The sequence below is a fragment of the Streptomyces sp. SP17BM10 genome (assembly GCF_036322405.1).
GTDB lineage: Bacteria > Actinomycetota > Actinomycetes > Streptomycetales > Streptomycetaceae > Kitasatospora.
Genome location: NZ_JAQYXB010000531.1, coordinates 31671 through 58418, shown reverse-complemented (window position 1 = coordinate 58418; position 26748 = coordinate 31671). Strand labels below are relative to the sequence as shown.

At 75.0% G+C, this 26748-nt stretch carries 23 protein-coding genes; 12 read left to right on the top strand and 11 right to left on the bottom strand.

Annotation, left to right across the window (positions count from 1 at the left end; genetic code table 11):
* Window positions 1-15: 15 nt before the first annotated feature.
* The 5 genes from PUR71_RS11745 to PUR71_RS11725 all read right to left on the bottom strand — a co-directional run bounded on the left by PUR71_RS11745 (window position 16) and on the right by PUR71_RS11725 (window position 6971).
* On the bottom strand, window positions 16-2490 hold the full coding sequence (locus PUR71_RS11745) for a right-handed parallel beta-helix repeat-containing protein (protein ID WP_329926808.1): 2475 nt from the start codon (window positions 2488-2490) through the stop codon (window positions 16-18).
* Between the two features lie 296 nt (window positions 2491-2786).
* Window positions 2787-3701, bottom strand: a complete 915-nt coding sequence (locus tag PUR71_RS11740; RefSeq protein WP_329926806.1) for an MOSC domain-containing protein — start codon at window positions 3699-3701, stop codon at window positions 2787-2789.
* 309 nt (window positions 3702-4010) lie between these two features.
* Entirely contained in the window at window positions 4011-4802 is a 792-nt protein-coding gene (locus PUR71_RS41260; RefSeq protein ID WP_443077425.1) for a DUF6643 family protein, read from the bottom strand.
* Between the two features lie 324 nt (window positions 4803-5126).
* Window positions 5127-5576, bottom strand: a complete 450-nt coding sequence (gene mscL / locus PUR71_RS11730) for a large conductance mechanosensitive channel protein MscL (RefSeq protein WP_329926804.1) — start codon at window positions 5574-5576, stop codon at window positions 5127-5129.
* Between the two features lie 252 nt (window positions 5577-5828).
* On the bottom strand, window positions 5829-6971 hold the full coding sequence (locus PUR71_RS11725) for a glycosyltransferase family 4 protein (RefSeq protein ID WP_329926802.1): 1143 nt from the start codon (window positions 6969-6971) through the stop codon (window positions 5829-5831).
* A gap of 341 nt (window positions 6972-7312) precedes the next feature.
* Here PUR71_RS11725 and PUR71_RS11720 point away from each other — a divergent pair, with 341 nt between their 5' ends.
* The 3 genes from PUR71_RS11720 to PUR71_RS11710 all read left to right on the top strand — a co-directional run bounded on the left by PUR71_RS11720 (window position 7313) and on the right by PUR71_RS11710 (window position 10615).
* Window positions 7313-8710 carry a glycosyltransferase family 4 protein gene (locus PUR71_RS11720; protein ID WP_329926800.1) on the top strand — a complete coding sequence of 466 codons (1398 nt, stop codon included), beginning with the start codon at window positions 7313-7315 and terminating at the stop codon, window positions 8708-8710.
* Window positions 8711-8889: 179 nt separating this feature from the next.
* Window positions 8890-9654, top strand: coding sequence for a thiol:disulfide interchange protein DsbA/DsbL (locus tag PUR71_RS11715; protein ID WP_329926798.1), 765 nt, complete (start codon window positions 8890-8892; stop codon window positions 9652-9654).
* A gap of 85 nt (window positions 9655-9739) precedes the next feature.
* The gene (locus tag PUR71_RS11710) at window positions 9740-10615 is read left to right on the top strand and encodes an alpha/beta fold hydrolase (RefSeq protein WP_329926797.1); all 876 of its coding nucleotides are present in this window, start codon (window positions 9740-9742) and stop codon (window positions 10613-10615) included.
* An 18-nt stretch (window positions 10616-10633) separates the two neighbouring features.
* On the opposite strand, the gene PUR71_RS11705 is transcribed toward PUR71_RS11710, so the two are convergent.
* Window positions 10634-11380, bottom strand: coding sequence for an SAM-dependent methyltransferase (locus PUR71_RS11705; protein WP_329926796.1), 747 nt, complete (start codon window positions 11378-11380; stop codon window positions 10634-10636).
* A gap of 124 nt (window positions 11381-11504) precedes the next feature.
* Entirely contained in the window at window positions 11505-12656 is a 1152-nt protein-coding gene (locus PUR71_RS11700) for a glycosyltransferase (protein ID WP_329926794.1), read from the bottom strand.
* A gap of 57 nt (window positions 12657-12713) precedes the next feature.
* Here PUR71_RS11700 and PUR71_RS11695 point away from each other — a divergent pair, with 57 nt between their 5' ends.
* Window positions 12714-13490, top strand: coding sequence for a glutamate racemase (locus tag PUR71_RS11695; protein ID WP_329926792.1), 777 nt, complete (start codon window positions 12714-12716; stop codon window positions 13488-13490).
* A gap of 119 nt (window positions 13491-13609) precedes the next feature.
* Here PUR71_RS11695 and PUR71_RS11690 read toward each other — a convergent pair whose 3' ends face one another.
* Complete coding sequence (locus PUR71_RS11690; RefSeq protein WP_329926790.1) at window positions 13610-14665, bottom strand: polysaccharide deacetylase family protein; 1056 nt, start codon at window positions 14663-14665, stop codon at window positions 13610-13612.
* Between the two features lie 540 nt (window positions 14666-15205).
* On the opposite strand from PUR71_RS11690, the gene PUR71_RS11685 reads away from it, so the two are divergent.
* From PUR71_RS11685 to PUR71_RS11675, 3 genes are all read left to right on the top strand, one after another.
* Window positions 15206-15478, top strand: coding sequence for a hypothetical protein (locus PUR71_RS11685; protein ID WP_329926788.1), 273 nt, complete (start codon window positions 15206-15208; stop codon window positions 15476-15478).
* A gap of 336 nt (window positions 15479-15814) precedes the next feature.
* Window positions 15815-16354 carry a sugar transferase gene (locus PUR71_RS11680; RefSeq protein ID WP_329926786.1) on the top strand — a complete coding sequence of 180 codons (540 nt, stop codon included), beginning with the start codon at window positions 15815-15817 and terminating at the stop codon, window positions 16352-16354.
* Between the two features lie 28 nt (window positions 16355-16382).
* Complete coding sequence (locus PUR71_RS11675; protein WP_329926784.1) at window positions 16383-16871, top strand: NUDIX hydrolase; 489 nt, start codon at window positions 16383-16385, stop codon at window positions 16869-16871.
* Between the two features lie 60 nt (window positions 16872-16931).
* On the opposite strand, the gene PUR71_RS11670 is transcribed toward PUR71_RS11675, so the two are convergent.
* The gene (locus PUR71_RS11670) at window positions 16932-17471 is read right to left on the bottom strand and encodes a PTS-dependent dihydroxyacetone kinase phosphotransferase subunit DhaM (RefSeq protein WP_329926782.1); all 540 of its coding nucleotides are present in this window, start codon (window positions 17469-17471) and stop codon (window positions 16932-16934) included.
* 280 nt (window positions 17472-17751) lie between these two features.
* Here PUR71_RS11670 and PUR71_RS11665 point away from each other — a divergent pair, with 280 nt between their 5' ends.
* The 3 genes from PUR71_RS11665 (at window position 17752) to PUR71_RS11655 (ending at window position 20912) form a co-directional block, all read left to right on the top strand.
* Window positions 17752-18006: a DUF397 domain-containing protein gene (locus PUR71_RS11665; RefSeq protein ID WP_329926844.1), complete on the top strand. Its 255-nt coding sequence runs from the start codon at window positions 17752-17754 to the stop codon at window positions 18004-18006.
* An 843-nt stretch (window positions 18007-18849) separates the two neighbouring features.
* The gene (locus PUR71_RS11660; protein WP_329926780.1) at window positions 18850-19344 is read left to right on the top strand and encodes a hypothetical protein; all 495 of its coding nucleotides are present in this window, start codon (window positions 18850-18852) and stop codon (window positions 19342-19344) included.
* A 365-nt stretch (window positions 19345-19709) separates the two neighbouring features.
* Window positions 19710-20912 (top strand): acyl-CoA dehydrogenase family protein, encoded by a 1203-nt coding sequence (locus PUR71_RS11655; protein ID WP_329926778.1) that lies wholly within the window; start codon window positions 19710-19712, stop codon window positions 20910-20912.
* A 53-nt stretch (window positions 20913-20965) separates the two neighbouring features.
* Here the strand turns inward: PUR71_RS11655 and PUR71_RS11650 are convergent, their stop codons facing one another.
* Window positions 20966-22180, bottom strand: a complete 1215-nt coding sequence (locus PUR71_RS11650; RefSeq protein WP_329926776.1) for an aminoglycoside phosphotransferase family protein — start codon at window positions 22178-22180, stop codon at window positions 20966-20968.
* Between the two features lie 528 nt (window positions 22181-22708).
* On the opposite strand from PUR71_RS11650, the gene PUR71_RS11645 reads away from it, so the two are divergent.
* On the top strand, window positions 22709-24190 hold the full coding sequence (locus tag PUR71_RS11645; protein ID WP_329926774.1) for a DNA-binding protein NsdB: 1482 nt from the start codon (window positions 22709-22711) through the stop codon (window positions 24188-24190).
* A 55-nt stretch (window positions 24191-24245) separates the two neighbouring features.
* On the opposite strand, the gene PUR71_RS11640 is transcribed toward PUR71_RS11645, so the two are convergent.
* Window positions 24246-24803, bottom strand: a complete 558-nt coding sequence (locus PUR71_RS11640; RefSeq protein WP_329926772.1) for a hypothetical protein — start codon at window positions 24801-24803, stop codon at window positions 24246-24248.
* Between the two features lie 293 nt (window positions 24804-25096).
* Here PUR71_RS11640 and PUR71_RS11635 point away from each other — a divergent pair, with 293 nt between their 5' ends.
* Window positions 25097-26608, top strand: coding sequence for a HEAT repeat domain-containing protein (locus tag PUR71_RS11635; protein WP_329926770.1), 1512 nt, complete (start codon window positions 25097-25099; stop codon window positions 26606-26608).
* The last annotated feature ends 140 nt before the right edge of the window (window positions 26609-26748 follow it).

Sequence of the window (26748 nt, the reverse complement as noted above, 5' to 3'; positions counted from 1 at the left end):
GAATGTGACGTGATGTCAGAAAACGCGGGCCGCCGGAAGATCGGCCGGGACGAGGATCTGGAGTTCCTCGGTCGACGGATCGGCGAGCTGGGCGACGCGCATCGCGTGCCGTTCGACCATCGTCTCGAAGACCTGCCGGGCCGTGCGCCCGTTGCCGAAGTTGGGGCCGCGCTCGATCGTGGCGAAGTGGCGCAGCAGCGCGTCCTCAGTGGCCTCGGTGAGGGCGTATTCGTGCTCGGCGCACTGCGCGCGGGCGATTTCGAGGAGTTCGTCCGCCGAATAATCTGGGAAACTGATGGTCCGTGAGAAGCGGGACGAGACACCGGGGTTGGCGGAGAGGAAGCGTTCCATCTCTGCGGTGTAGCCGGCGACGATGACGACGACCTCGTCCCGGTGGTCCTCCATGAGCTTGACCAGGGTATCGATCGCCTCCCGGCCGAAGTCGCGGGCGCCGTCCTCGGGGGCGAGCGCGTACGCCTCGTCGATGAAGAGGACACCGCCGCGAGCGCGGTCGAAGGCGGCGGCGGTGCGGATCGCGGTGGAGCCGATGTGTTCGCCGACGAGGTCGACGCGGGCGACCTCGACGAGGTGCCCGCGCTGGAGCACGCCGAGGGAGGCGAGGATCTCGCCGTAGAGGCGGGCGACGGTGGTCTTGCCGGTGCCGGGGGCGCCGGTGAAGGCGAGGTGCCGGCGCAGGGAGGGGGCCTTGAGGCCGGCCTGGCGGCGGCGCCGGCCGACCGAGATCAGGTCGATGAGGGTGCGCACCTCCTGCTTCACGGTGGCGAGGCCGACGAGCGAGTCGAGTTCGGCGAGGGCCTCGTCGGCGGGCCGGCAGTCGGGGATGGGCGCGATCTCGGGCATGGCGGTGGGGAGGGCCAACGCCGTTACGGCGGACGTCAGTTGGGCGGAGCGCGGCGCGGGTACGTCCGTTGTACCGGCCGCCGTCCCGAGAGCGGACCCGAAGGCGGATCCGAAAGCGGACCCGGCCCCGGACCCCGGCGCCGTGCCGGCTGCCGGCCCGACGTCGTCGGAGGTGCAGCCCTCGGCGACCGGGCCCGGTTCGGAGAACTCGAAGCCCGCCCGTTCGTTCTGTTCGGCCCGGCAGCGCAGGAGTTGGCTGCGACAGCCGTCGATGATGTGGAAGCCGAAGCCCTTGCCGTGCGAGACCCGGCAGTCCTCGAAAGTGCCGCGCCCCTGGGCCGAGACGTACACGCCGGCGTCGGTGCTGGCGCGGACGGTGCAGTCGCGCAGCACCGGGTCGGCGCCCTTGGTGACGATGACGCCGGTGGCGACATCGGAGATCTCGCAGTCGGTGAGGACGCCGCCGCTGCCGTGGTCGCGGAACCACAGTCCGGTGCCGGCCTCCTGGACCCGGCAGGCGGTCAGCGTGATCTCGGCGCCGCCGCTGACGGAGACCGCCGAGCTGCGGATCCGGCTGAACGAGCAGCGGTCGGCGGTGGCGGCGGAGTCGCGGTCGAGGACGAACAGGGCGTCGGGCAGGTCGTGCAGGGCGCAGTCGGTGAGGGTGAGCCGGGCGCCGTCGCTGACCCACAGCGCCGGGTACTCGCCGGTGGAGCCGTGGATCTGGCTGGACTCGGCGACGGCCTCGGTGCCCTGGTCCCAGACGGAGAGCGCGCCGCGCCCGAAGTCGCGCACGGTGCTGTGGGAGAGGGTGAGCCGGGCGCGGCCGCGCAGGTCGGCGCCGTTCTCGGGCAGGTCGTGCACGCGGCAGCCGGTGAGGGTGAGTTCGGCCTCGCCGTCGAGCGTCAGACCGTTGCCGGTGACGCGGTGGATCTCGCAGTCGACGAGCCGACCGCCGGCCTGGGCCTCGGCCTGGACGCCGCTGCCGCGGATCTCGTAGATCTCGCAGCCGGTCAGTTCGGCGGCGCTGCCGGGGTCGGAGAGCAGGACGCCCGCGCCGGCGGTGTGGTGGACGCGGCAGCGTTCGAGGGCGGCGGTGGCACCGCCGAGGACGGCGAGTCCGGCCTGGGCGGCGGTGGCGACCTCGCAGTCCTCGAACGCGGCGGCGGTGCCTTCGCCGCGCAGCCGCAGTCCGAGGCCGCCGGGGTTGGTGACGACGCAGCCGCGCAGGGTGGGGCGGGCGCCGCCGGTGATCTCGAACCCGCTGGCGGAGCGGCTCTCCACGCGGCAGCCGCTGAAGGAGGGCGTGGCCTGGGCGCCGGTGACGAGGACGGCGGGCACGGAGCTGTCGCCGCCCTCGACGACGAGGTCGCGGACGGTGGCCGCGGCGGTGACGGTGAGCGGCACGCCGGACGGCGGGTCGATGCGGACGGTGCCGGGGCCCTGCGCCGGAACGATCGTCACGGGCTTGTCGAGGAGCACGTTCTCGTGGAAGGTGCCGGGGCGGACGGTCACGGTGTCGCCCGGTTCGGCGGCGGCGAGGGCCTCCGCGAGCGTGTCGTACTCGCCGGCGCGGCGCCGCCAGCGGGATGCGCTGTCCTGGGTGACCCGGACCCTGTGCTCAGCCATGACGGTCTGTCGTCCCCACCTTCGTCGAGCCGGCGATCATCGGGCCGTGCGCGCGGGGGTGCGCGGGCCGTCCGCCCACCGTAGCGCGCCCGCGGGGGTGCTCCGGCCGGTGCCCGCGATCGTGCGGGCACCGGCGGATCCCGTCTTCACCACATGTTCCGCCCACCGGTTTCAACGAGCGCACACACTCCTGGTTCCGGAGCGGGAGTTGTGCGGTGGGGGCGGTGGGGGCGGTGGGGGCGGTGGGGGCGGTGGGACGCGTGGTGTGCGCGGGAGCGCGTGCGGCCGTGCTCCGCTCAGGCGCGGGAGTCGACCGACCACTGCCGGCCGTCCTCCAGGACCTCGACCTCGTCGCCGAGCCGCAGCACGCCGAGGACGTCGCCGGTGACGTGGCCGGTGACCTCGCCGGTGACATGGTCGGTGACGGTGGCCGGGCGCTCGGGGATGAGGTTCATGCCGAACGCGGCCTGCTTGCGCAGCCGGTGGTGCTTGGCGAGGGTGCGCAGCGGTTCGGCGCCGCGGCGCTCGCCGGTCTCCTGGTCGGTGGTGGTGACGACGCAGCGGCCGCAGGGCTTGACGACCCGGAAGGTCAGTTCGCCGATCCGGATCCGGCGCCAGCCGTCCTCGGCCCACGGCTCGCTGCCGTCGACCACGACGTTGGGGCGGAAACGTTCCATCGGCAGCGTCTCGTGTCCGTCGGGGTGCGCGGCGGCGACGAGTTCGTTGAGGCGGGCGAGGGAGGCGGTGGTGGTGAGCAGCAGCGGGTACCCGTCGGCCATCGAGACGGTGTCGCCGGGCTCGCCGTACTCCGGGTCGACGGGCCGGGCGTGCGGGTCGTCCAGGTGCACCAGGCGGTACTCGCCGAGGTGTTCGGCGATCCACTCGTGCGCCTCCTTGGGTGCCTCGGCGGCGCGGAAGCGGGTGCCCCAGACCTCGACCTCGGCGAGCGGGTCGCCGGCGGTGACGGCGGGGGCGGCGATCTCGATCCGGTCGCCGCCTGGGGAGGTGAGGGTGAGCGCGCCGTCCGGGCCGAGGCCGGTGCGGATCCGGGCGAGGGCGGGGTTCTCGCGCTGGCTGACGAAGCGCCCAGTGGGGTCGGCGAGCATCCAGCGGCGGTCTCCGGCGAGGCCCCAGGGTTCGACGGAGACGCTGTCGGGGCTCACGCGGTACATGGACTTGACGGGGTAGACGTGGAGTCCGGAGAGCTGCATCCCCCCATCCTGCCAGCCGCGATCGCTCCGGTCGGACGCCCCCCGTGCGTGCGCGCACCTCCCAGGACGCGCCCGGGTGTCCGCGTGTGCGCCTCCTGGTGCGCCCCTTCCGCGTGCCCGGTCCGTACGCCTCCTTGACCGCGCACCGGCCTGAACGCGCACGGACCGCCCGGACGCCGTGGGGGGCGTTCCGGGCGGTCCGTGGATGACCCGTTTCTCCGTTCGCCCGGCGTTCAGGGGGCGCCGGGTGGTACTCAGGTGGTGCGGGTTCGGGCCGCGTGGGGGGATCGGCCCTGGGAGGTCAGTGGCTCAGTAGCCCTGGCCCTGCGGCTGGTAGCCGTTCTGCTGGAACTGGCCGGGCTCGCCGTACGGGCCCGGGCGCTGCGGCTGCATCGGGCGCACCGGCGCGACCGGGGCCATGGCCGGGCGCAGCTGCGCGCCGCCGAACGACTGGTCCTGGCCGGGGAAGCCGGGGCCGGTCTGGCCGGAGCCGTTGAACGACTGCTGGCCGCCGAAGCTCTGCGGGCCGCCGTGCTGCTGGCCCGGCTGGCCGGGGCCGAACGCGCCCGGGCCGCCGATCGGCTGGGCACCGAACGTCTGCTGGCCGCCCTGGCCACCGACGAAGGTGTTCTGGCCGCCGAAGCTCTGGCCGCCGGACGGCTGGTAACCGCCGCTCGCGGTCTGGGCGAAACCGGGCGCCGGCGGCTGCGGCCGCTGGTACGCCTGGGGGCCGCCGTAGCCGGGGACGGTCGGCTGGGGCGCGGAGGCGTACGCCGGCGCGGACTGCGCCGGGATGTACGCCGTGGCGGGCCCGGCGGAGGGGGCGCTGCTCGGGCCGGGGCCGAGGGCGAGGCGGGCCGGCGGCAGGGCGGGGAGGTGGGAGGCGGCGCTCTCGTAGCCGGCGCCGTACCGGTTGTCGTAGGACGGGCCGAGGCCTGATCCGTACCCGGACGACAGGGCCGGCGGCAGGGCGGCCGGCACGTTGATGGGGGCGATCTGCGGGACACCGCGTTCGGCGACAAGGCTGTCGTAAATCGGCGTGCCGGAGGAGAAGGACGGAGAGGGGTAGCCGACTCCGTCGTAGGAGCGGGGCGAGGTCATGGGGCATACGGTAAGCCCACAATGCGCCTGCTGAGGAGAGCGGGAGGGGGAGCAGTTCGAGTGTTTACACAGTCTTCGCTCGCACAAAGGTTTCGAAAGTAGTAAGAACGGACATACTGGCGTTCAGTTCCGGACAACTTCGACACCCCGTCAGCGGTCGAACACCGCCCGGACGCACGGCTCGCGCGGCCTTGTGGTGACTGGCCGGTGAAGGCCGGTGGGCCTGGCGGAGAAACTTTTACGGACGGGGCGTGCGCGGGCGCGTCCGAGCCCCCGCCGACGGTCCGGCGGGGGCTCGTGAATGTTTCGGGGATAAAGGCCCCGTCAATGCGACTGCAGCGCCTGGGCCTGCGCCGGGAGCCCGGGGTGGCCGGCGACCTCGGAGGTGCAGAACGAGCAGCGCCGCGCCGCGGCCGGGATCGCGCTCAGGCACTCCGGGCAGTCGACCTTGGCGGCCGGCGCCGGCTGGGCGGCCTCGAACCGGGCCTGCAGCTTGCCGACCGGGACCACCACGACGAAGTAGATGACGGCGGCGATCAGGACGAAGCCGATCAGCGCGTTGACGAAGACGCCGTACGGGAAGCGGGTGCCCGCGACCTCGAAGGTCTTCTGGGTGAAGTCGCCGACGGCGCCGGTCGCGACCCCGATGAGCGGGGTGAGGAATGCGGTGACGAACCCGGTGACGACGGCGGTGAAGGCCGCGCCGATCACGATGCCGACCGCGAGGTCCACCACGTTTCCGCGCAGCAGGAAGCTGCGGAATCCCTTGAACACCGGGTACTCCAAATCCATACGGGGGAGGGGGAGATGGGGTACCCGGAGGCGCCCCGGCCGGACATCCTGCCGACCGTTCGGGGTCGAGGTCCAACCGCGTTCACCCGAACCGCGTAACGGGCCGTGGGCGGGAGCGGGCCGTACGCGGTCGGCGCGCGGGCGCTCCGCGTACGGGCCGATCCGGCGCGGCCGGCGCCGTCCGGGCCCCGGTGATCCGGATCCGCGCGCTCGTGCTCCGCGTTCCGTCGTCCCTCACGCCGGTCGCACGCGCAGGGAGCGTTCGTAGAACTCGACCATCTGGGAAGACACTTGGTGCAGTGTGAACGAGGTGAGGAAGCGTGCCCGGGCCGCCGTCGCCCGCGAGCGGGCGGCCGACCGGTGCGCGAGGGTGTCGGCGATCGCCGCCGCGAGGTCGGCGGGCCGCTCCGGCGGGACGAGCCGGGCGTAGTCCTCGGAGCCGACGGTCTCGCGCAGGCCGGGCAGGTCCGTGCAGACCAGCGGCGTGCCGACGCCCATCGCCTCGATCGCCGCACCGCCCTGACCGTCCCGCCGGGCGGGCACCGCGACCGCGTCGGCGGCGGCCATCAGGTCGGCGACGTCCGCGCGTGCCCCGAGGAACCGGACGTCACCGGCGTCGGTGGCGTCGGCGAGCGCGCGCAACAGCGCCGTCTCCGGGCCGTCGGCGCCCGCGAGCAGCAGGACGGCCGCCGGCTCCGCGCGGCGGATCGCGGGCCAGGCGTGGAGCAGCACGTCCAGGCCCTTGTGGTGGTACTGGCCGGCGGCGGCGAGTACGACGGGCACGTCCCCGGGCAGACCCAGCGCCTCACGCACGGTGGCCCGGCGCTCGGGAGTCGCGGTGCCGAGAAGTTCCGGGTCGCGTCCGCGCGGGACGACGTCGATCCGTCGGCGGGGCACGCGGAGGTGTTGCGCCGTCGTCGCCGCGACGTACCGGGTGAGGGCGTGGAAGCGGCGGGTGCCCCGGGCGGTCGCGGCGTCCAGCGCCTGGGACGGGCCGCGCCCGGCGGCCCCCGCCGCGCCGGGCGGCGGATCGGCCAGGCTGGTGACCACCGGCGTCCTGGCGGCGAGGGCGGCGGCGCGGGCGAGCAGGTCGGAGCGTCGGTCCCCGGCGTGGCGGGTGGTGTGGACGAGGTCGGGACGGCGCTCGCGGATCAGCCGGTGCAGCGCGGCCGCGGTGGCGGTTCGGCCCGGGCGGCCGACGGCGAACACGGCGGCACCCGCCCCGGTGAGCTCGGCCTGACAGCCGCCGGGCGCGTCGTGGAGGTAGGCGACGTCCAAACTGACGCCCGCGCGCACCAGTCGGGGCGTCATCGCGAGCAGGGACCGTCCGGCCGCGCCGAGCCGGCTGACGTCGTCGATCACCTGAAGCACGTGCACAGGCCACCCCCGCCCTTCACCGGGCGCCTCCGTTCTCCCGTGCCGGAGGCGCCCTGACTGCCGATCAGCATCGCAGGTGGCCCGCGCGACCCGCCAGGAATTACGCGCCAGGGGAACGCCACACGGCGCTCCACTGCGGCCACACGGCGTTTGCCGGGGCGGGACGGTGGGGTGAACGCCGGGCCGACCACCGGGGCGAACCCGGGGCGCACAGCGGTCGCATCCGGCGCACGACGGCGGGCTGCCAGCGCACGCCGGGAGTATCAGCGCGGGCGCACGGACCACCACCGGGTGGTGCGAAGGGGCTGTCGCGCGCGTGACGCTGTGCCAAGGTCGGTGCCATGCCCGACGACACGTGCGATTCGTCGGCCGACCCGGCCGAAACCCGTCCCCGCATCCTGCACCTGATCAGCGATTCGCGCCGCAGCGGCGCCCAGAACTTCGCCCGGGACCTCCACTACGAGATGCGCCGTCGGGGCCAGTCCTCCGCCCTGATGGCCCTCGCGCCGAACCCCGGTACCCGCTCCCGCCCGGGTGGGAGGTCCGGGCAGCGGGTCGAGCGCCGGGCGGACGGCGCGCCGGACCACGGCCCCGGGGCGGGGGAGATACCGCCCGGTGGGCGCCCGCAGGCGTCGAGCGCGGCCCACGAGCCCTTGGCGCCGGCCCGTCCGGGGGCGCCGTCCACGTCCTCGCTCCCGTCGCTCCCCTCGTTCCCCCCGCAGCACGCGCAGCACCCGCAGCACCCGCAGTACCCGCCCTTCGCGCCTGACGCCCCCGGCGCGCGCACCGCGACCGTCCTCGGCCCGGGCCGGCTGCGTCCGTCCACGCTGCTGGCCCTGCGCTCCGCCGCGCGCGCCGCCGACGTCGTCCTCGCCCACGGCTCCGACACCCTCGCCGCCTGCGCCCTCGCCCTGGCCGGGACCCGCACGCCGTTCGTCTACGTGTCCGTCGGCCACCCCCGCTACTGGACGGGGACGGCGCTGCGCCGGCTGCGCGGCAGCACCCTCCTGCACCGGGCGGCGGCCGTCACCACGCTCACCGACGAGGCCAGGACCGTTCTGGAGGAGCACTTCCGGCTACCCGACGGCAAGGTGCGGGTGATCCCCAACTCCCGTGCGGCCGAGAGCTATCCGCCCGCGGAGGGGAGGGACGAGCGGCGGGCCGCCCGGCGCGCGCTCGGGCTGCCCGCGGACGTCCTGCTGGTGGCGTGGATCGGCGCGATCGCCCCCGAGAAGCGGCTCGACCTCGCGCTCGACGTGCTCGACCGGTTGCCGGACGTCCGGCTCGCCGTCGCGGGGGACGGCCCGCTGCGGGAGGTTTTGGCCCGGCACCCGGCCGCCGCCCGGGCCCACTTCCTCGGCGCGCTGCCCGACCCCGTCCCGCTCTACCGGGCCGCCGACGCGGTGCTGCTGACGAGCGACAGCGAGGGCGTGCCCGGCGCGCTCATCGAGGCGGCGCTGGCCGGGGTGCCGGCGGTGGCGACGGACGTGGGCTGGGTGCGGGAGGTGGTCCGGGACGGGGCGACCGGCGCGCTGGTCGCCCCGGGGGATCCGCTCGCCCTCGCGGAGGCGCTGGCCAAGGTGCTGGCCTGCAACCGGGCGGGCCTCGGCGCGGCGGCCCGCGAGCACGCCCTGGCGCACTTCGAGCTCGGCGCGGTCGTGGACGCCTGGCAGCGGCTGGTCGCCGAGGTGTGGGCGGAGAGCCGGGAGCGGGCGAGACGGGTGACGGCGAACAGATGACAGATGACAGATTTCAACATCTGTTATCTGTCATCTGTTAGTTGTCCGCCGTCTCCCCCCCACCCCCCCGCAGCCCGCGTCACCATCCATCCGCTCCGCTACGCCGATCGGGCGAATCCGGCCCCACCTGCACTGCGACGACTCGCCGGTAACGAACCATCACGGCCACACTGCCCGGTGTGATTCCTGCGAAGCCCGAGAAGCCCGAGAAGCCCGAGGCGTCGGCGAAGCCCGTCGAGTCCGTCAAGCCCGTCAGGCCCGTCAAGCCCCCGAAGTCGAAGGCGCTGCTGAGGTCCACCGTCCTGCTCGCCGTCGCCGCCGGGATCGCCGCGTCGCCCGTCCAGGCCGGCGCGGCCGTCCACCGCGAGCCCGCCGAGGGCGTCCAGTACGTGAAGCTCGACCACCCGCAGCCGGTGCGCGAGGCCGCCCGCACCGAGGCGGTCGAGTTCTTCTGGTACGACTGCGGTCACTCGCAGCAGCTCGAACAGCCGCTCCAGGCCTGGTCGGACAAGCACCGCTCGGACGTCGCCCTGCGGCGGGTCCCCGCGATCTGGCAGGGCGGTCCGGACGAAGCCGCACAGCGCGGCCACGCCCGCCTGTACTACACGCTGGAGCGCCTCGGCCTGGTCGAGCGCCTGCAGGTGAGCGCGTTCCGCTCGGTGCACAACGACAAGGCCGACCTCACCACCGAGGTCGCCGCCACCGACTGGGCCGCGCGCCACGGCGTGGACCCGCGGCAGTTCCGCGACGCCTACCGCTCCGCCGATGTGGCCCGGTCGGTCGACGACGCGGCCGCGCAGTTCGTCCGCTACGGCGTCAACGAGCTGCCCACGGTGGTCGTCCAGGGCGAGTACCGCACCTCGCCGAGCAAGGCCGGCGGCGTCGACGCGATGCCCGAGGTGCTGGACCACCTCGTCCAGCAGGAGCAGCGCCGCAAGCACTGAAACCCTTCTCCCGCCGGGCCGGTGACGTGGGGCCAGTGAGCGCGACCCCTCCTCCTAACCGTCAAGATGCTGTTTAATGGTTAGCATGAGCGAGCTGACGATCCCGCACGTCCACCACCGCCACGTCGATCTCGACGGTCTGCGCGTCTTCTACCGCGAAACCGGCCCGGCCGACGCCCCCGTCCTCCTGCTGCTGCACGGCTTCCCGTCCGCGTCGCACCAGTACGCCCGTCTGTTCGACGCGCTCGGCCTCCGCTACCGCCTGATCGCCCCCGACTACCCCGGCTTCGGCCACAGCGACAGCCCCGCGCCCGACGCCTTCCACTACCGCTTCGACACCCTCGCCGACGTCGTCGAGCGGTTCTGCCTCGCGCTCGGCCTCGACCGCTTCGCGCTGTACGTCTTCGACTTCGGCGCCCCCGTCGGCATGCGCCTGGCGACCCGCCGGCCCGAGTGGATCACCGGCCTGGTCGTCCAGAACGGCAACGCCTACGAGGAGGGACTCTCCGACCAGGCAAGGGAGTTCATCGCCAACCGGCACGGCGTCGAGGGCGCCGCCGAGCGGGCCCGCGCGATCCTCACCCTGGAGGTCACCCGAAGCCAGTACGAGGGCGGCACCGGCGATCCGACCCTGGTCGCTCCCGACGGGTGGACGCTCGACCAGCACTTCCTCGACCAGCCGGGCCGCAAGGACATCCAGGTCGAACTCGCCCTGGACTACCACTCCAACGTCGAGCTCTACCCGGACTGGCAGGAGTGGCTGCGCGCCAACCAGCCGCCCACGCTGATCGTCTGGGGGCGCAACGACCCGTTCTTCACCGAGGCCGGCGCCCGCGCCTACCTGCGCGACCTCCCCGGCGCCGAGCTGCACGTCCTCGACACCGGGCACTTCGCCCTGGAGGAGAAGCTGCCCGAAATCGCCCCGCTGATCGACGACTTCCTCGCGCGTACCCAGAAGTGAGGCAAGTGGCAGGCGGGTTCAGGTGCGCCGTAGCAGGTAGGTGACGAAGCCGAGCGTGCCCCGGTAGCCGTGCAGCCATTCGGCCCGGTGCCGGTCGGCCGCCTCGCGGGCGGCGGCCGCGTCGGGGTCGTCGGGGTGGTCGAGCGCCCACTCGGCGAGCGTGCCCGTCCACGAGAACTCGTAGGCATCCCACTCCTGTTGGCTGCTGACGTGCCCGTCCACCGGGGTCCAGCCGTCGGCGGCCAGGCGGTCGGTGGTGGTCGCCAGGTCCGTGTAGTCGTCCCGGTCCGCGCCGAGCCCCTCCAGCGCGGCCCGGGACGGCTCGCGCTCCCAGAACGCCTCGCCGATCAACACCCGCCCGCCTGGGGCCAGTTGCTCGCGAACGGCGGCCAGGGTCGGCAGCAGCCCGCCGAAGGCGTGCGTCGCACCGACGTTCAGGACCAGGTCGAACGGCTCCACCGAGCCGAACTCCCTTGCGTCGACGTGATGGAGGCCGATCCGGCGCACCACGCCGAGCGCGGTCGCCGTCTCGCGGGCCCGGGTCAGCGCGGCCGCGTCGAGGTCGACCCCGACCGCCCGCCACCGCGGGCGCGCGGCCAGCGCCCGGACCAGCCAGGTGCCCTCCCCGCAGCCGAGGTCCAGCATCCGGCCGGCCTCGGTGTGCCCGGTGGCGCGCTCCAGCAGGCGGGTCACCGACTCGTCCGCGAGCGGCGCGGCGACGGGGTGGCGGGCATGGGCGAGACGGGAGAGCCGTTGACGGTCCATCCGAGCAGTATGGATCCGCGACACCCGGTCGCGCGCGGAATCAGCCGCGTCAGCCGCGCGATCAACCGCAGAGCCGGCCACGGACGGCAGTCCCGGGCCACAGGCAGCCGCCCGCCCGGCGACGTCAGGCCTGCTGCGAGTACGTCCGGCCCTTCCAGGCCGCGCCCCGCCCGCGCCAGTGCTGGACGGCCGAGTCCACCGTCATCAGCAAGTACAGGGCCGCCGTGAACGGAAGCAGCAGCACGGCCGGAGCCGGCTGCCCGTAGTACCGGACCATCGGCAGGTACGTGCCGGCCATCAGCCCCCACGCCGCCCCGCCCGCCACGGCGATCGCCGGGGCGCCCGCGAGCAGCCCGGTCACCGCCGCCACCGGCGGGACCAGGTACACCAGCGCCAGTCCGAGCACCGTCCCGAGCAGCAGCAGCGGCGAGTGCCGCAGCTGGGCGTACGCGCTGCGCGAGACCATCCGCCACAGCTGTTCCAGCCGCGGGTACGGGCGGACGCTGTCCACCTCCCCGGCGAGGCCGAGCCACGTCCGCCCGCCGGTGGCCTTCACCGCGCGGGCCAGCGACACGTCGTCGATCACCGCGCCCCGGATGGCGGCCACGCCGCCCGCCCGTTCCAGCGCCTCCCGCCGCACCAGCGAGCAGCCGCCCGCCGCGGCCGCCGTCCGTCCGCCGGGGCGGTTGCTCCGGCGGAACGGGTACAGCTGGGCGAAGAAGTACACGAACGCGGGCACGATGAGCCGCTCCCAGCCGGTCTCGACCCGCAGCCGGGCCATCTGGGACACGAGGTCCAGCCCGTTGCTCTCGGCCGCGGCCACCAGTTCGGCGAGCGAGTCCGGGCCGTGCGCGATGTCGGCGTCCGTCAGGAGCAGGTACTCCGCGTCCGGGCCGGCCAGCTCGACGCCGTGCCGCAGCGCCCACAGCTTGCCCGTCCAGCCGGGCGGCAGCGGGGGAGGGGTGGTGACGGTCAGCTCCAGGCCGTCCATGGTCCGCAGCTCCGCGGCCAGGGCGCCGGTGCCGTCGGAGCTGTGGTCGTCGACCAGGATCACCCGCGCCCGCCCCGGGTACTTCTGCGCCAGCAGCGTCGGCAGGCTGACCGGCAGCACCCGCGCCTCGTCCCGGGCCGGCACCACGACGGCCGCCTGTGGCCAGCGCGCCGGGGGCCGGCGCGGCGGGAGCCGCACGTCGGTGCGCCAGAACGACCCGTGGCAGCACGCCAGCCAGAGCCAGACCAGCAGGGAGGACGCCGCGATCCACAGCAGGACGGTCACTCCGGCAGTCTGCCGCACACCGGGCCCGCAGGGGTGGATCGACTAAAGTCCTGTCCCGTGAAGATCGCACTGATGGACTCCGGAATCGGCCTGCTGGCCGCCGCCGCCGCGCTGCGCAAGCTGCGCCCGGACGCCGACCTCGTGCTGTCCTCGAACCCCGCCTCGATGCCGTGGGGCCCGCACACGCCCGAGGAGATCACCGAGCTCGCGCTCGGCTGCGCCCGGGCCGCGGCCGCGCTCGGACCCGACGCGCTCGTGATCGCCTGCAACACCGCCTCCGTCCACGCGCTCGCCACCCTGCGGGCCGAGCTCGAACCGGAGCTGCCGGTCATCGGCACCGTCCCGGCCATCAAGCCCGCGGCGGCGCTCGGCGGGCCGGTCGCCATCTGGGCCACCCCGGCCACCACGGGCAGCGCGTACCAGCGCGGGCTGATCCGCGACTTCGGGGGCACGGCGGACGTGACGGAGGTCGCCTGCCCCGGGCTGGCGGACGCGGTCGAGCACGGCGACGACGCCGCGATCACCGCCGCGATCGCCGACGCCGCTGCCCGCACGCCCGCCGGCACGTCCGCGATCGTCCTCGGCTGCACCCACTACGAGCTGGTCGAGGACCGCATCCGCGCGGCCGTCGCCGCCACGGCGGCCCCGGGCTTCACCTTCCACGGCTCCGCCGACGCGGTCGCCGCCCAGGCGCTGCGCCGCGTCGCGGACCCGAGCCGCATCGGGTCGGGCACGACGACGGTGCTCCACGCCGGCGTCCCCACCGTCCTCCCGCCGGCCGCCGCCGTCTACGCCGAGTCGCGCGCCCTGGTGGCCCCGACCCTGGCGGTGTAGCGCAGCCTCCGGTCACCGGTGAGGACCCGAAGCGCCGATGGGCGCCGCGCGGCAAGTCGATCGAATCGACTTCCCGCGCGGCGCCCATCGGCCGTTGCGGCCACGGCCCGGACCGGCCCCTACCCGACCGGCCGGCGGCGCCAGCGGCGGTAGGCCGGCTCCAGGCCGGACAGGATCGTGTCGAACCGGCGGGTGCTGGTCGTGGAGTCGACCTGGAGCCGGCTGATCTGGAGCGGGTGGGAGGGGACCCGCGGCCCGAGGCGGTGGTCGGACAGGAAACCCAGGCGGTAGCCGAGCTCCTGCAGGACCGTCTCGGCGCGGGGGTCGTGGCCGCCGTCGGGGTAGGCGAAGGCGATGGGGGGCTCGCCGAGCCACCGGGTGAGGGCCTCGTGGGCGCCCGCGATCTCGGCGCGGACGGTGTCGTCGTCGCAGCGCCCGAAGCACGGGTGGCCCTGGGTGTGGTTGCCGATCGCGATGCCGCCGTCGCGCAGGTCCCGCAGGTCGGCGGGGGTGAGCTGATCCTGGCCGGGCGGGCGGCGGTCGGCGCTGACCCGCAGCTCGTGCAGGCTGCGCCGGCGGTCGGGGTCGGGCATGGCCTTGAGCCGGGGGAGCAGCTGCGAGGGGTGGCCGGAATCGAGCGAGCGGGCCCGGCCGCCGTGCCGGGCCAGGAAGTCGGCCTCGTGCCACCAGAACGGCCGCTCGGTGCCGATGAGCTCTGAGATGACGAACGCGGCGGCCGGGATGCCGCGGGCGTCGAGGGCCGGCAGCGCGTGGGTGAGGACGCTGCGGTCGGCGTCGTCGAAGGTCACCAGCACGCTGCGCGGCGGCAGCGGACGCTGCTCGGTGGCGGCCTGGAGGACGGCGGCGAGGGAGACGGGGGTGGCGAGTCTTCGCAGCCGGTCGAGCTGGGCGCCGAACGAGCCGGGGTCGGTGACCCCGTGGTAGGCGAGGACGGCGAGCCGCTGGGCGGCGCGAGCCCGGAAGACCGGCTGGACGGGGGCGAACCGCAGCCAGTCGACGGCCTCGTTGCGCCGCCGGGGCCCGGTGGCGTCGCCGGGCCCCCGTCCGCCGTGCGGCTCGCCCTGGCAGCCGGCGAACGGCGGCGCCGGTGCGCGCACGCCGGGGGCGGTGGTGAAGGCGGCGGTGGACATCGACGAGGCGGCCCCGGACGGCACGGGCCGCGGCGGCACGGTCCTCGGCGGCACGGGCCTCGACCACGCGGACCCGAACGGGACGGACAGGGGTGAAGCGGCCCTCGACGAGACCGAGGAGGCCGGCGACACGGACGGGACGGACAACGGTGATACGGACATCGGCACGACGGACATGGGCATGGCCGACATGGGCATGGCGGAAATCGACGTGGTGGGCTGGGAATGCGGCACGGTTCCCCCTCGGTCGCCGAGCGGCGTGGCGGTACCGTCGGAGGACGGAGCCCGGCCTCCGACTCCAGTGGGCGGCGGCTCCGCCCCCTGGGTATTCCGGTCCTCGGCGGGGGGACGAACACCCGCACCGCGAACGGCTCCTGGATCGCTCAATGTAGTGGGAGACCCCCGTCCCCGGCGGATGGTTGTGCTGGGTGGACGAGGATTTTTCGTGGACCGAATGTGGAGGTGAATTGCATGCTCACGGCAGGCGTGAACGGTCGCGCTGAGTGTCGGTGGCATCACCGCCCGCGGGCTGCTTGCGGGGCCCGGCCGGGGTACCTTGGGCTCATGGCAGATGCGGACCGTGATCCCTTCCACCTGCACGGCGCGACGCGGATGGCGCGCGCGTGGAGCGGCGGCGCCCTGGTCACCCACCAGATCCTGCTGGCCGCGGTGGGTCTGGCCTGCCTGGCACTGGGGATCGTCGTCGCGGTGATCGTGCCGGACAACGGCGGTCCCGCCTGGGCGATGGCCGTGGCCGGCTGCCTGGCGGCGGGGGTCCTGCTGCTCGGGCGGATCGTGTTCGGCCTGCTGCGCGACCGCCGTCGCGCCGCACTCTGAAAACCGGGCCGGATACCGGCTCGATAGCGGCCCGATACCGCTCGGAACGCCGCCCTCGAACACGCTGAGTGAACAGGGGAGCCGAACGCGACGGCACGCGTCGAACTCGCGGAAGTCGGCATGCACGGTGAACTCGGCAAACTCGGCGAACTCGGCAAAAGCAGCCGAAGCGGCCGGTTTTCGGCTGGTTCGGTAAAGCGTTCCCCACTTCTTTCACCATTCCCGGGCGACGCCTTCAAACCTCCCCTTACGGTGAATGCGTTCTCTTGGAGGGGTTGCGATGAGCGGCAGCGCCGGGACCGGTGGGTCGGAACCCGCCAGACATGCGCCGGGATCATGAAGCGCGGCGGCGACCTCGCGGTCGCGGCCCTGGCCGGGATCGTCGCGGTGCCGCTGGCACTGGTGATCGCCGTGCTGTTGCGCTGGACGGCCGAGGGACCGGTGCTCCTGCGCCTGCCCAGGGCGGGCCGGCACGGCCGGGTGTTCCACGCCCTGCGCTTCCGGACGGACCGGCGCGGACGGATCGGCGAGTTGCTGCGCCGCACGGGCCTGGACGAGTTGCCCCGGCTGTGGAACGTCGCCCGCGGCGAGATGGGGGTGATCGGGCCCCGGCCCGCGCACCCGGCGCAGGTGATCCGCTACGACCGCCGCGAGCGCGCCCGGCTGGCCGTGCGGCCCGGCCTCACCGGCTGGGCGCAGCTCCAGTCCCGTGGCCCGGCCGCCCGGCTGGGCCGCCCCCAGTGGGCGGAGCTGGACCTCTGGTACGTCGAGCACCGCTCGCTCGGGCTCGACCTGCGGATCCTCGGTCTGACGGTCAAGGCGTTGCTGTGCCCGGAGGACGGCGCGGCGGGCGACCCCGTACGGCCCGTCCGCTGAATCGGTTCGCCTGGGTAGGCTGCGGTTCATGGCCATTCCTCAGTTTCTCGCCGAGCTCCGTTCCGTGGTGGGCAACCGCCCGCTCTGGCTGAGCGCCGTCGCCGGCGTCGTGCTGGACGACCGCGACCGGGTGCTGCTCGCCAGGCGGTCCGACGACGGGCGGTGGGCGGTGGTGGGCGGCATCCTCGACCCCGGGGAGCAGCCGGCCGACGGCGTGGTGCGGGAGGTCCTGGAGGAGACGGGCGTGGTGGCGGTGCCCGAACTGCTCGCCTCGGTCTCCGTGACGGAGCCGGTGACGTACCCGAACGGCGACGTGACGCAGTACCTGGTGCTGACGTTCCGGTGCCGGGCGATCGGCGGCGAGGCGCGGGTGAACGACGACGAGTCGCTGGAGGTCGGCTGGTTCGCGCTGGACGCGCTGCCGCCGATGATCGACCTCGAGCACGAGCGGCTGCGGCACGCGCTGGAGTGCGAGGGGTCGGCGGTCTTCTCGTGGGAGGGCAAGGAGCGCCCCTGACGGGACGGCTTCCCGGGACGGCCCGGCTGGCCCGGCCACCGATCGGTTCGCGCCAAAAGCTCAGCCCTTGTGCTGGCGGTAGGCCTCCTCGGCCGCGTCCAGGACGGCCGCGAGGTCGCCGCCCGCGGTGGCGGTGGCGACGGCGGCGACCGTGCCCTCGACGAAGGGGGCGTCGGCGAAGCGGACCGGGAACGGCAGGCCGTGCTCCTCGGCCGCGGTGAGCAGGGCCCGCACCGTCGTGACCGCGCTGCCCAGGTCGGCCAGCACGACCACGCCGTGGCCCTGGTCGACCCGGCGGGTGGCGGCGGCCACCAGGACGGCGCTGATGCCGGGCCCGGCGTCCGGGTCGCCCCCGGTGGCGGCGACCGGGGCGGGGGAGTCGGATCCGGTCAGCGCGAGCGCGAGGGTGCGGACGGCGGTGGCCAGTTCCTGACTGTGGGAGACCAGGACGATGCCGACCCGGCCGTGCGCGGGCGGCCGGCCGGGGGTCGGCCGGGGCAGCGGGGCGCCCGAGGGCGGCGTGCGGGGCGCCGGGGGGTGGGCCGAGGGGGCGTCGGAGATGGGGATGACATCGGCGCGGGCGCCGTCCCGGCGGCTCATCGGCTGCTCCCTGCGGGGTTCTCGGGTCGGGACCGGTCCGGGCGGTGTGCGGGGCGGTGCGCCGGGCCGCACACCGGACGTCGGGTCGGGGTCCTCCTCACTCTGGCAGCTGCCCGCGGCCCCGCCGGGCGGACACGCCCGCCCAGGCGCCCGGCGCCGCCGGCCCCGCGGCGGGTGGAGACCTCGTCAACCCGCTGACCGGGGCGGGCGGGTGTGGCTAGGCTGGCGGGGAAAGCCGTCGGGAGGAGACCGAGCAGTGGCATCGAACAGCGGGACTGACGTGGAGACGGCCGGCGCGCAGCGAGCCGGGGCGGGGCCCGAGCCGGCGCCCAGCGGGAAGCCCAGGGTGGACTTCACCGGGGCGACGTGGCTGTGCAGCAGCCAGGGGGTCGGGGACGTCCAGATCGCGTTCGTGGACGGGTACATCGGGATGCGGGACGGCCGTCAGGAGGACGGGCCGGTACTGGTGTTCACGCCGGGCGAGTGGCGGGCCTTCGTGCTCGGCGCGCGGGACGGCGAGTTCGACCTCACCTGAGTCGTGGCCCGGGCCCGGAGGGGCGAGGGCGCAAGTCGTGGGGCGGCCCCGGGGACCCGGGGCCGCCCCACGGGCGTTCCGGGCCACTGACAGCTCACGATCGGGGCCACTGACGGGCCGCCGGCAGGTCACTGACGGGCCGTCGAAGGGGCTGCCGCAGGGCCGATTCCGGTCACGATCACCACAGCTGATGATCCATTGAGCGTGCCTCGTCAGAATTTCTGTTGACTGTTAGACAAACGCAGCTCAGAGTATGAGCACAGGCAGACGCCGTGCCCACCGCCCCCACGCGGCCAGACACGGCGCCTGCTGTGCGGCCCGGCAGCGATGCCAGGCCTCCTCCCAGTAGTCCCCTGCGCACCGGGGTGCGTCGGCCGGTCCCGACCCACGAGGGGTCGGCAGTCGCCGGGAGGGCGGCGCCGACATCCGAGAGCGACTCGGACAGCGGCACCTTGTGCTCGGGACCCGCACGCCCCCACGCGGCGGCGTCCCGAGCAGATCCACGGGAGCGACGGGCCGGGGCCCCGCGGATCTGGTCTCTGTTGTTGCGTGAACTGCACGGAACTGCATGGAACTGTTGGCTTGTGGCTGTGCTGTGTGCGACGACGATGCTGGGTGCTCGGCGGATCGGCAACGACGACGTGCACAGTGAGGGATACGCGTGTAGGGCCGCGTATGCGACATGCCGTCCCCCCGGAGGGTGAGACCCAGAACGGCTGTCGTGCTGAACCGAACGTAGCCCGGACGGTTGCTCAGAGTCAACATTGGTCTCTGAGCGTGGATCTCCCGCCGGCGCCCCACCCACCCCGCGAGCGTGGTGTGCCGGACACGTACGATGTTCCCATGTCTTTTCTCCGCCGTCGCTCCGGACAGCCCGCCGGCCCGGACTTCGACGTGCTCGCGATGGACCCGGGCGACTGGCCCGGCGACTTCGGTGCGGCCATGATGACCGGCCCGGACGGCTCCTGCCAGGGGATTTTCCTGCGCTACGACCTGTTCGGCGGCAGAGGCCCGGCGATGTTCATCGGCAACCTCCCCGAGGGCTCGCCCGCCCGGGAGACCGGTGACGACGTCCCCTTCGAGGTGCGCCAGCTGCTCGCGGCCCTGGAGAACGACGAGCCGGTCGACTTCGTCTCGGCCGAGGACTTCCCCGTCATGCTCGGGGACGACCTGCTGATCGTGAAGAAGGTCAAGGTCAGCGAGGAGCGCGTGTTCTGCGCCCAGTTCGGCCGCAGCGACGGCGTCCAGGTCACCATCGCCTCCTGGGACCGGCCGATTTCGGACGACCTGTATCAGCTGCTGAAGCCGCTCCCCGCGGACATGTTCCAGCAGGGCTGAAAACCGCCGTCCGCCGCTCGTTCGTCCGCCGTCCACCCGCTGCTCGTCCGGCGGCCGTCCGCCGTCCGGTCCCCGGGCGGCTGCTTGACGGTTTCGATCACCGGTTCGTACAGTCGCGAACATGTCGTGCCGTCTCCCGCTGCTGACCCGCCGCAGCTATCTGGACCTGCGGCGCACCGCCAGCGCGGCGTGTCCGGGTCGCTGAAACGGCGGAGCGCGCCCGGCCTGGCGGCCGGTGCCGATCCGGGGCGGGTCCCGTGCCGATCCGGGTCCCGACCTCCGCGCCGCCGACCGACGGCGCGAGCCCGCCCGCCGGGCCGCGCGCAGTTGCCGAGCCCCTGCTGCCGCCCGGAGGCACCCGCACCATGACCACGACCGCCGCCGACCCGTCGCCCGTCGCCGCCGCCCTCGCCGGGCTGCCCCGGGTGGTCGACCTGCTCGCCGCCCGCGCCGAGGAGCACGACCGGGACGCGACCTTCCCCTACCAGGGCATCGAGGCGGTGCACGAGGCCGGGCTGCTCACCCTCACCGTGGCGCAGCGGTACGGCGGGCCGGGCGGCACGCTCGCCGACACCGTCCGGGTGCTGGCCCAACTCGGCCGCGGGGACGCCTCGGTGGCCGTCGTGACGGCGTTCACGCTGCTCCAGCACGCCGAGCAGGCCCGCCGGGCGCTGTGGCCGGCGGCGGGCTACCGGAGGCTCCTGACGGAGTCCCGGCGCGGTCCCGCCCTGGTCAACACGCTGCGCGCGGAGCCCGGCGGCCGGCCGGGGGTGCTGCCGGGGACGGTGGCCCGGCGGGACGGGGACGGCTGGCGGCTCACCGGGCGCAAGACGTACTGCACCGGGGCCGAGGCGCTGGCCTGGATGGCGGTGACGGCGCGCACGGACGAACCGGAGCCGCGGGTCGGCACGTTCCTGGTCCGGGGCGAGAGCGAGGGGCTGGAGGTCGATCCCGTCTGGGACCAGCTGGGCCTGCGGGCCAGTGCCAGCCACGACGTCGTGCTGGACGCGGTCCGGGTGCCCGGGGAGCTCGCGCTCGGGCTCACGGCCGCGCGCGGCTCGGAGGGCGGGAAGGACGCGCCGGCGGCGGGGGAGCGTGCCGTGGAGGCCGAACTCGCCCGCGCCTGGCACGACCTGGCCCTCTCCGCGGTCGCGGTCGGGGTGGCGCGGGCGGCGCAGGCCTGGCTCGTCCGGTTCCTGAACCAGCGGACTCCGGCCGATCCGACCGAGCCGCCCGGAGCCCTGCCGCGCCACCGCTGCGCCCTCGGCGAGATCGAGGCGCAGCTGATCGGCGCCGAGGAACTGGTCGAGGGGCTGGCCGCGCGGGTGGACCGGGGTGAGCGGGAGGCCGTCGTGCGGACCGGGCCGGCCCACCTGCTGGCGACCCGGGCGGCGACGGCCGCCGTCCAGCAGGCCGTCGCGCTGGCCGGCGCTCCGGGGCTGAGCCGGCGTCACCCGTTGGAGCGCTACCTGCGGGACGTGCTCGGCAGCCGGGTGCACCTGGCGCCCGAGGAGGCCGTCCTGGAGTCCGCGGGCCGGGCCGCCCTGGAGCGCGGCGCCCGGCCGTAGGGTGCTGCCGTCCGGCCCGGTCGCACGGGTGGCGATCGGGCCGGACGGGTCGGTCAGCGGGTGCCCACGGCGGCCCGGACGGCCCGGCGGGCCAGCGCGGCGTCGTCGTAGAGGCGGCGGATCATGATCCGCTGCTCCTCGCCCGCGCCCGGGACGTCGTAGAGCCGGATCTCGCGCATCAGCACGAGCACCAGGTTGATCAGGAACGCGTCCCTGGCCATCGTGCCCCCGCTCTGCGCGAGTTGGCTGATCTGGCGGCGCGCCGCCGTGTCGCCGGACAGCACGCTCCACAGGACCGCGAGGTCGTAGCCGGGCAGGTACCAGCCGGCCTGCTCCCAGTCGACCAGCACCGGGCCGGACGGCGCCAGCAGCATGTTGCTGAGCAGGGCGTCGCCGTGGCAGAGCTGGAGCGGGGTGTGGCCGAGGCCGTGCAGCAGGCCGCGCAGGTCGCCGGCGTCCCGGTCGGTCAGCTGGCCGACGGAGTGGTAGCGGGCGATCTCCATCTGGTAGTCCAGCCGGGGCTGGAACACGTCGCCCGGCGGGCGCCACAGGTTGAGCGTCCGGACGGCCGTGAGCAGGGCCCGCACCTCGCCCGGGGTGGGCGCGTTGACGGGGTGGCGCTCGCGGGCGGCCGGCCGGCCGGGGACGCGCTCCAGGACGAGCACGCAGCGGTCGTGGTCGGCGGCGACCAGCCGGGGCAGGCGCACCGGCGGACGGTGACGCACGAACGCCCGGTAGACCGCGACCTCGTGGTGGAAGTCGGCCACCAACTGCTCGAAGTACTCGCTCCGCACGGCCTGCGGCGCGAGGCACTTGGCGACCACCGGGGCCCGCCCGATGGTGCCCGCCACCAGGATGTGGCGGCTGCCCTCGCGCAGCACCTGGCGAGGGGTGAACGCGGGACATATCCGCGCGACGCTCGCCAGCGCGGCCCGTACCGCCGGGGTCTGGAGCGCCGAGGGGTCGATCCGCTCGGGTCCGGTGGGGGTGCCCGGCCGGTGCGGGCCGCGCAGCAGGCGGCCGTCGACCTGGCGGGCGAGGGGGACCCGGCCGCCGGTCGGGGGGGCGGCCTCGGGGCCGCGCAGCCCCAGCGCGCTGCGGCCGGCCGGAACCCGGGCGTCCGCGGACCGGCCCTCGGCGCCGCGCGGGGCCGCCGGGCGGCTCGGCGGGGGCAGCTGCTTGGGGCCGGGACGGCCCGCGGCCGCGGTGGGGGGGCGCAGCGCGGTGCGGGTCGGGGTCGGCGTGGGGGACGTCGCTGAGGAGTACATGAGGTGAGGGTGGTCCCTTCCTGTCCGTCGGCGGGTGCGCCCCGCGGGGGCGGGGGAGGGCCGGTGCCCCGTGCTTCCTGGTGCGCCGGGGGCCCTGCTTCGGGGGTGGTGTGGGGTGGTGCGTGCGGTGGTGCGGGAGGTGTTCGGGTGGTGTTCGACGGCCGGGTGGTGCGCGGGCGCCGGGCACGGACGCGGGGAGGGGCCCCTTGTCCGGCGGTGTCCCGGCCGTCCGCACCCTGGGGAATGCGGTCGGCCGGAGCCGCCGTGGCCGTGCCCGGCGCTCCCGCGCCACCCGGCCGCGCCACCCCCTCGGGTGAGGACCGGGCGCGCCCCGTTCCACGGTCGAGGGATGCCCCGACGCCGGTCCGGAGCGCCTCCCGCCCCGGGGCGAGGTGGCGCACCCCTACAACACACCCGCGCCGCACTGGCTTAGTAGTCTGGCGGGCCCTGGCGAACGGTGGCGAATGCTCGCCTGGCACTTGCCGGAGCCTCTAGCCTCGAACCAGCCGAGGAACCTGGGGGCTTCACGTGAGCAGGGGACCCAACACCCGACTCGCCGATCTGTTCGTCCTGACCGGATGGTCGAAGGGCGAGCTGGCGCGGCTGGTCAACCGTAGGGGTGCCGCGCTGGGCCAGCAGCAGCTGTCCACCGACACCTCGAGGGTACGGCGCTGGATCGAGCAGGGGGAGATCCCCCGCGATCCGGTGCCGCGGGTGCTGGCGACCGTGTTCACGGAGCGGCTCGGACGTGTCGTCACCACTGAGGACCTCGGTCTGGAACGACACCGGCCCACCAGGAGCAGGGCGGCGCAGTCCGCAGCGGAGCCATGGTCGCCGGATCGAACGGCCGCGGTCCTCACCGAGTTCACGGGAATGGACCTCATGCTGAACCGACGTGGATTGGTGGGCGCGGGCGCCGCGCTCACGGCCGGGGCGGTCATCGCCGACTCCCTGAAGGGCTGGCTGGGCGGGGACGCGGTCGCGTACGCGGCCGCGGCGCCCGGGCCGCGCCAGGTGATCACCGGGGCGGGCGCGCGCCCCGTGGTGGACGTGTACGACGCGGGCCCGGTCGGGCTCGACGAGGTGGAGGCGCTGGAGCGCTCGGTGCAGGTGTTCCGGGCGTGGGACGCGGCACGCGGCGGCGGGCTGCAGCGCAAGGCGGTGGTCGGTCAGCTGAACGAGGTGGGCGGTCTGCTGACGCACCGGCACCCGCCCGCCGTGGAGCAGCGTCTGTGGCTGGTCGCGGCGAACCTCGCGGTGCTGGCCGGCTGGATGTCGCACGACGTGGGCCTGGAGCCCACCGCCCAGCGGTACTTCATGATCGCCGCGGAGGCGGCCAAGGAGGCGGGTGACCGGCCCCGGGCCGGCGAGGCGATCTCGCGCGCGGCCCGGCAGATGGTGCACCTGGGCCGGGCGGACGACGCGATCGACCTGATGGCGGCGGCGAAGGCGACCGGCGGCCGGCTGCTGCCGAGAACGCGGGCGATGCTGAACACCGTCGAGGCGTGGGCGCACGCCTCGATCGGGCACACGCAGGACACCTACCGGCTGCTCGGCGAGGCCGAGGACCTGTTCGCCGAGGACGCGCCGGAGCCGCCGCCGTCCTGGATGCAGGTGTTCGACGAGGCCGAACTGCGTGGCATGCAGGCGCTGGTGCTGCGCACGCTCGCGGAGCACGACCTGTCGGCGGCACCGCAGGCCCGGCGGCACGCGGAGCGGGTGATCGCCCTGCGGGAGGGCACCGGGCAGCTGCGCTCGGCGCTGTTCGACCGGATCACACTGGCGTCGGTGCACTGGATCACGGGGGAGCCGGACGCCGCGGAGCTCCAGGCCAAGATGGTGATGAACCTGATCGGGCAGAACTCCTCGCACCGCACCTGGGACCGGCTGCGCGAGATGTACCGGTTGACGGCGCAGTACTGCGGGCTGCCGGCGGTGGACGACCTGCGGTCCCAGCTGGGGCGGGAGCTGCGGGTGGCGGACGCGAAGAACCGGCCGAGGGTGACCTGAGGACGGAGGTCCGCAGGCCGGACACCGGCCGGCAGGTGCGTGTGCCGCGGTGCGGTCAGCGGTGCTCGCCGGCTCCGGCGCGTGCGGCCGGCCGCAGGAGCATGCGCAGCGCGGTGACGGTGCCGTCCGGGCCGAGGACGGGCTCGCCCGCGCACTCGACGCCGTCGTGGGTGCCGTCGGACCGGCGGACCCGCAGGGTGGCGCACGTGGTGCGCCCGTGCACGAGGGTGTCGGTCATCATCCGCCGCAGCAGCGGCCGGTCGGCCTCCGGGAGGCGGTCGGGCAGCCGGTCGAGGCTGAGCGGGCCGTGTCCGGGGTCGCAGCCGAGGAGCAGGAAGGTCTCGGCGTCCCACCGGACCCCGTCGGTGAGGAGGTCCCATTCGGCGGAGCAGACCGCGGAGTCGGACGGCTCCTGCGCCGTGCCGTCCACTCTGCCGCCGTCCGTTCCGCCGTCGGACGCGCCGGGCTCCGGCGTGCCCGCCTCCGCCGCGCCCCGGGCCGGTCCGCCGACGCTCGGAGTGACCGTGCCCGCGCCGGTGCCCGAACCACCCGTCGGAGCGCCGTCCGCGAGGGCGGTGCCCGGCGGGCGCGCCGGGGGCGAGGACATGTTCATGACCGGTCCATCGATCGGGGGCGCTCGCTCGGTGTGAGCGGGCCGTGGCGGTTGGTGAAACGACTGTCGCACAGCCGCGTGCTCCCCGGGGGGGATTTGGACAGAACGTGGGCAAAATTCCCCTGGCATATGCCACTGTGGCCGGAGCGTTCGTCGCCCTGTGTGCGGAAGGGAGCGCGAGGCGGTAACCTTCGGTGATTCCGGCGCCCGGGCGCCCACCGCAGTACCCACCAGAGACCCCCGGCGACGGAAATCCCGTTGCCACTACGACCGCCGCAACGGATGCTGACCTCATGTTCGAGCCAGTGATAGCACCCAGTGCCAGCCTCCTCGGCCTCCTGCAGCGAGGCCGCGGTGACGGGCAGCTCCACGCGCTGGCCGCCGACCGTACCGAGGCCATCGCCGCGCTGGAGGAGTGTGTCACCAGGGACCCACGAGCCGACTGGCAGGTCGAGAGCCGCTCGCTGTACTACGCGCGCCTCTACATGGAGCTGGAAGCCCCCCTCGACGGTATCGAGGACCACCTCCACTCCGCGGAGGACCTGGTCAGCGACGACGAGAACCGCACGGGCCTCGCCCTCTCCGTCCTCGGCCACCTCGCCGCCTACGGCCGGCGCGACGCGCTGCTGATGCTGCGCGAGTACGCCGCCACCGGCGCCAACTGGGCCTGGGCCCTGGACGAGCTCGCGCTGCGCGACGACGACCGCGGCCTGCTCCTCCTCGGCACCGCCGTGCTGGACCGCTTCCCGGCGGGCCCCGAGGGCGACGCCGAGCTGCGCGAGTTCATCCGCAACGCCTACGAGCCCCGGCCCTGGCGGCTGTGGGCCGCCTACCACCCGCGGGTCGCCGCGGCCAGCGAGCAGTCGCCCTTCGACGTGTGGCAGCGCCAGCTCAACCGCAGCGGCGTCACCCCCGGCTGGTCCACCGCCGACGTGCTCGCCTGGGCCGACCAGGGCGAGCTCGGCGACCTCGGCGCCGGCGCGTTCCTCGGCCGCCCGGAGCCGTCCGCCCAGGTGGGGCGCGGTGACGCGGCCGGTCCCGGCCCCGACGCCGTCGACCGCCGCGCCGCCGCGGCCGCCCGCTGCCTGACCGCCGTCGTCCGTCCCGAGGACCGGCCCGCCCTCCTCGAGGCAGCCCGCGGCGGCTTGCCCGGCGCTCGCAGAGCGGCCCTGCGGTACCTCGTCGACCAGCGGGATCCCGCCGCCGCCGAGCTGATCGAGGCCGCCGCGGCCGACGTCGACGACCGGACGGTGCGCTCGGCCCTGGAACTGCTCGGCCGGATGCGCGGCCCCGAGGCCCTCGCGCACGCCCGCCGCTGGGCCGATCCGGCCACCGGCGGCGCCGACAGCGCCCTCGGCGAGGCCGCCGTCCAGCTGCTCGCCGACGCCGGTGAGCCGGCCGACGCGCCGCTCGTGGTCGCCGGACTGCGCCGCTGGGTCTCCGTGCGCGGGGTCACCGGCACCGGGCTCGGGTCGCTGGTCGACGGTGCGGGGCGGCTGGCCGCCGCCGACGCCGTCCCCGTCCTGCGCCACATCTACGGCGAGGCCGCCTCCTCCGAGCTGCGCGGACGCGCCGCCCGGGCGCTCGCCGCGACCGACGTGCACTTCCCCGAGGGCCCGGCCGTCGAGTGCCTGTGGGACTGCGAGGAGACCACCCGTGAGCTCGCCGCGCGGCACGTCGCCACCACCGGCGACGCGCGTGTGCTGGAGCGATTGCGGCGACTCGCCGCCGACCCGGCCGAGGAGGCCGAGGTCCACGCCGCCGTGCGCGGCCGACTGACCGCCGCCCGGGAGTTCGGGCGCTAGACGGCTGTTCGGCCGCAGCTTCCGGGCCGCGATGGGCCGTGATGGGCCGGGGCACCCCGTCGGGTGTCCCGGCCCGTTTCGTTGTCCGACCGGGCTTCTCGGGGTCCGGAGTTGAAAGCCCGTTCTACTTCACGACGCCC

Excerpts from the sequence above, each read along its gene's own strand:
- PUR71_RS11660 (WP_329926780.1), top strand. The coding sequence starts at position 18,850 with ATGTCTTTTCTCCGCCGTCGCTCCGGACAGCCCGCCGGCCCGGACTTC.
- PUR71_RS11685 (WP_329926788.1), top strand. The coding sequence starts at position 15,206 with ATGGCAGATGCGGACCGTGATCCCTTCCACCTGCACGGCGCGACGCGG.
- PUR71_RS11640 (WP_329926772.1), bottom strand. The coding sequence starts at position 24,803 with ATGAACATGTCCTCGCCCCCGGCGCGCCCGCCGGGCACCGCCCTCGCG.
- PUR71_RS11710 (WP_329926797.1), top strand. The coding sequence starts at position 9,740 with ATGAGCGAGCTGACGATCCCGCACGTCCACCACCGCCACGTCGATCTC.
- PUR71_RS11720 (WP_329926800.1), top strand. The coding sequence starts at position 7,313 with ATGCCCGACGACACGTGCGATTCGTCGGCCGACCCGGCCGAAACCCGT.
- PUR71_RS11635 (WP_329926770.1), top strand. The coding sequence starts at position 25,097 with ATGTTCGAGCCAGTGATAGCACCCAGTGCCAGCCTCCTCGGCCTCCTG.
- PUR71_RS11745 (WP_329926808.1), bottom strand. The coding sequence starts at position 2,490 with ATGGCTGAGCACAGGGTCCGGGTCACCCAGGACAGCGCATCCCGCTGG.
- PUR71_RS11680 (WP_329926786.1), top strand. The coding sequence starts at position 15,815 with ATGAAGCGCGGCGGCGACCTCGCGGTCGCGGCCCTGGCCGGGATCGTC.
- PUR71_RS11675 (WP_329926784.1), top strand. The coding sequence starts at position 16,383 with ATGGCCATTCCTCAGTTTCTCGCCGAGCTCCGTTCCGTGGTGGGCAAC.
- PUR71_RS11670 (WP_329926782.1), bottom strand. The coding sequence starts at position 17,471 with ATGAGCCGCCGGGACGGCGCCCGCGCCGATGTCATCCCCATCTCCGAC.
- PUR71_RS11740 (WP_329926806.1), bottom strand. The coding sequence starts at position 3,701 with ATGCAGCTCTCCGGACTCCACGTCTACCCCGTCAAGTCCATGTACCGC.
- PUR71_RS11655 (WP_329926778.1), top strand. The coding sequence starts at position 19,710 with ATGACCACGACCGCCGCCGACCCGTCGCCCGTCGCCGCCGCCCTCGCC.
- PUR71_RS41260 (WP_443077425.1), bottom strand. The coding sequence starts at position 4,802 with ATGACCTCGCCCCGCTCCTACGACGGAGTCGGCTACCCCTCTCCGTCC.
- PUR71_RS11705 (WP_329926796.1), bottom strand. The coding sequence starts at position 11,380 with ATGGACCGTCAACGGCTCTCCCGTCTCGCCCATGCCCGCCACCCCGTC.
- PUR71_RS11650 (WP_329926776.1), bottom strand. The coding sequence starts at position 22,180 with ATGTACTCCTCAGCGACGTCCCCCACGCCGACCCCGACCCGCACCGCG.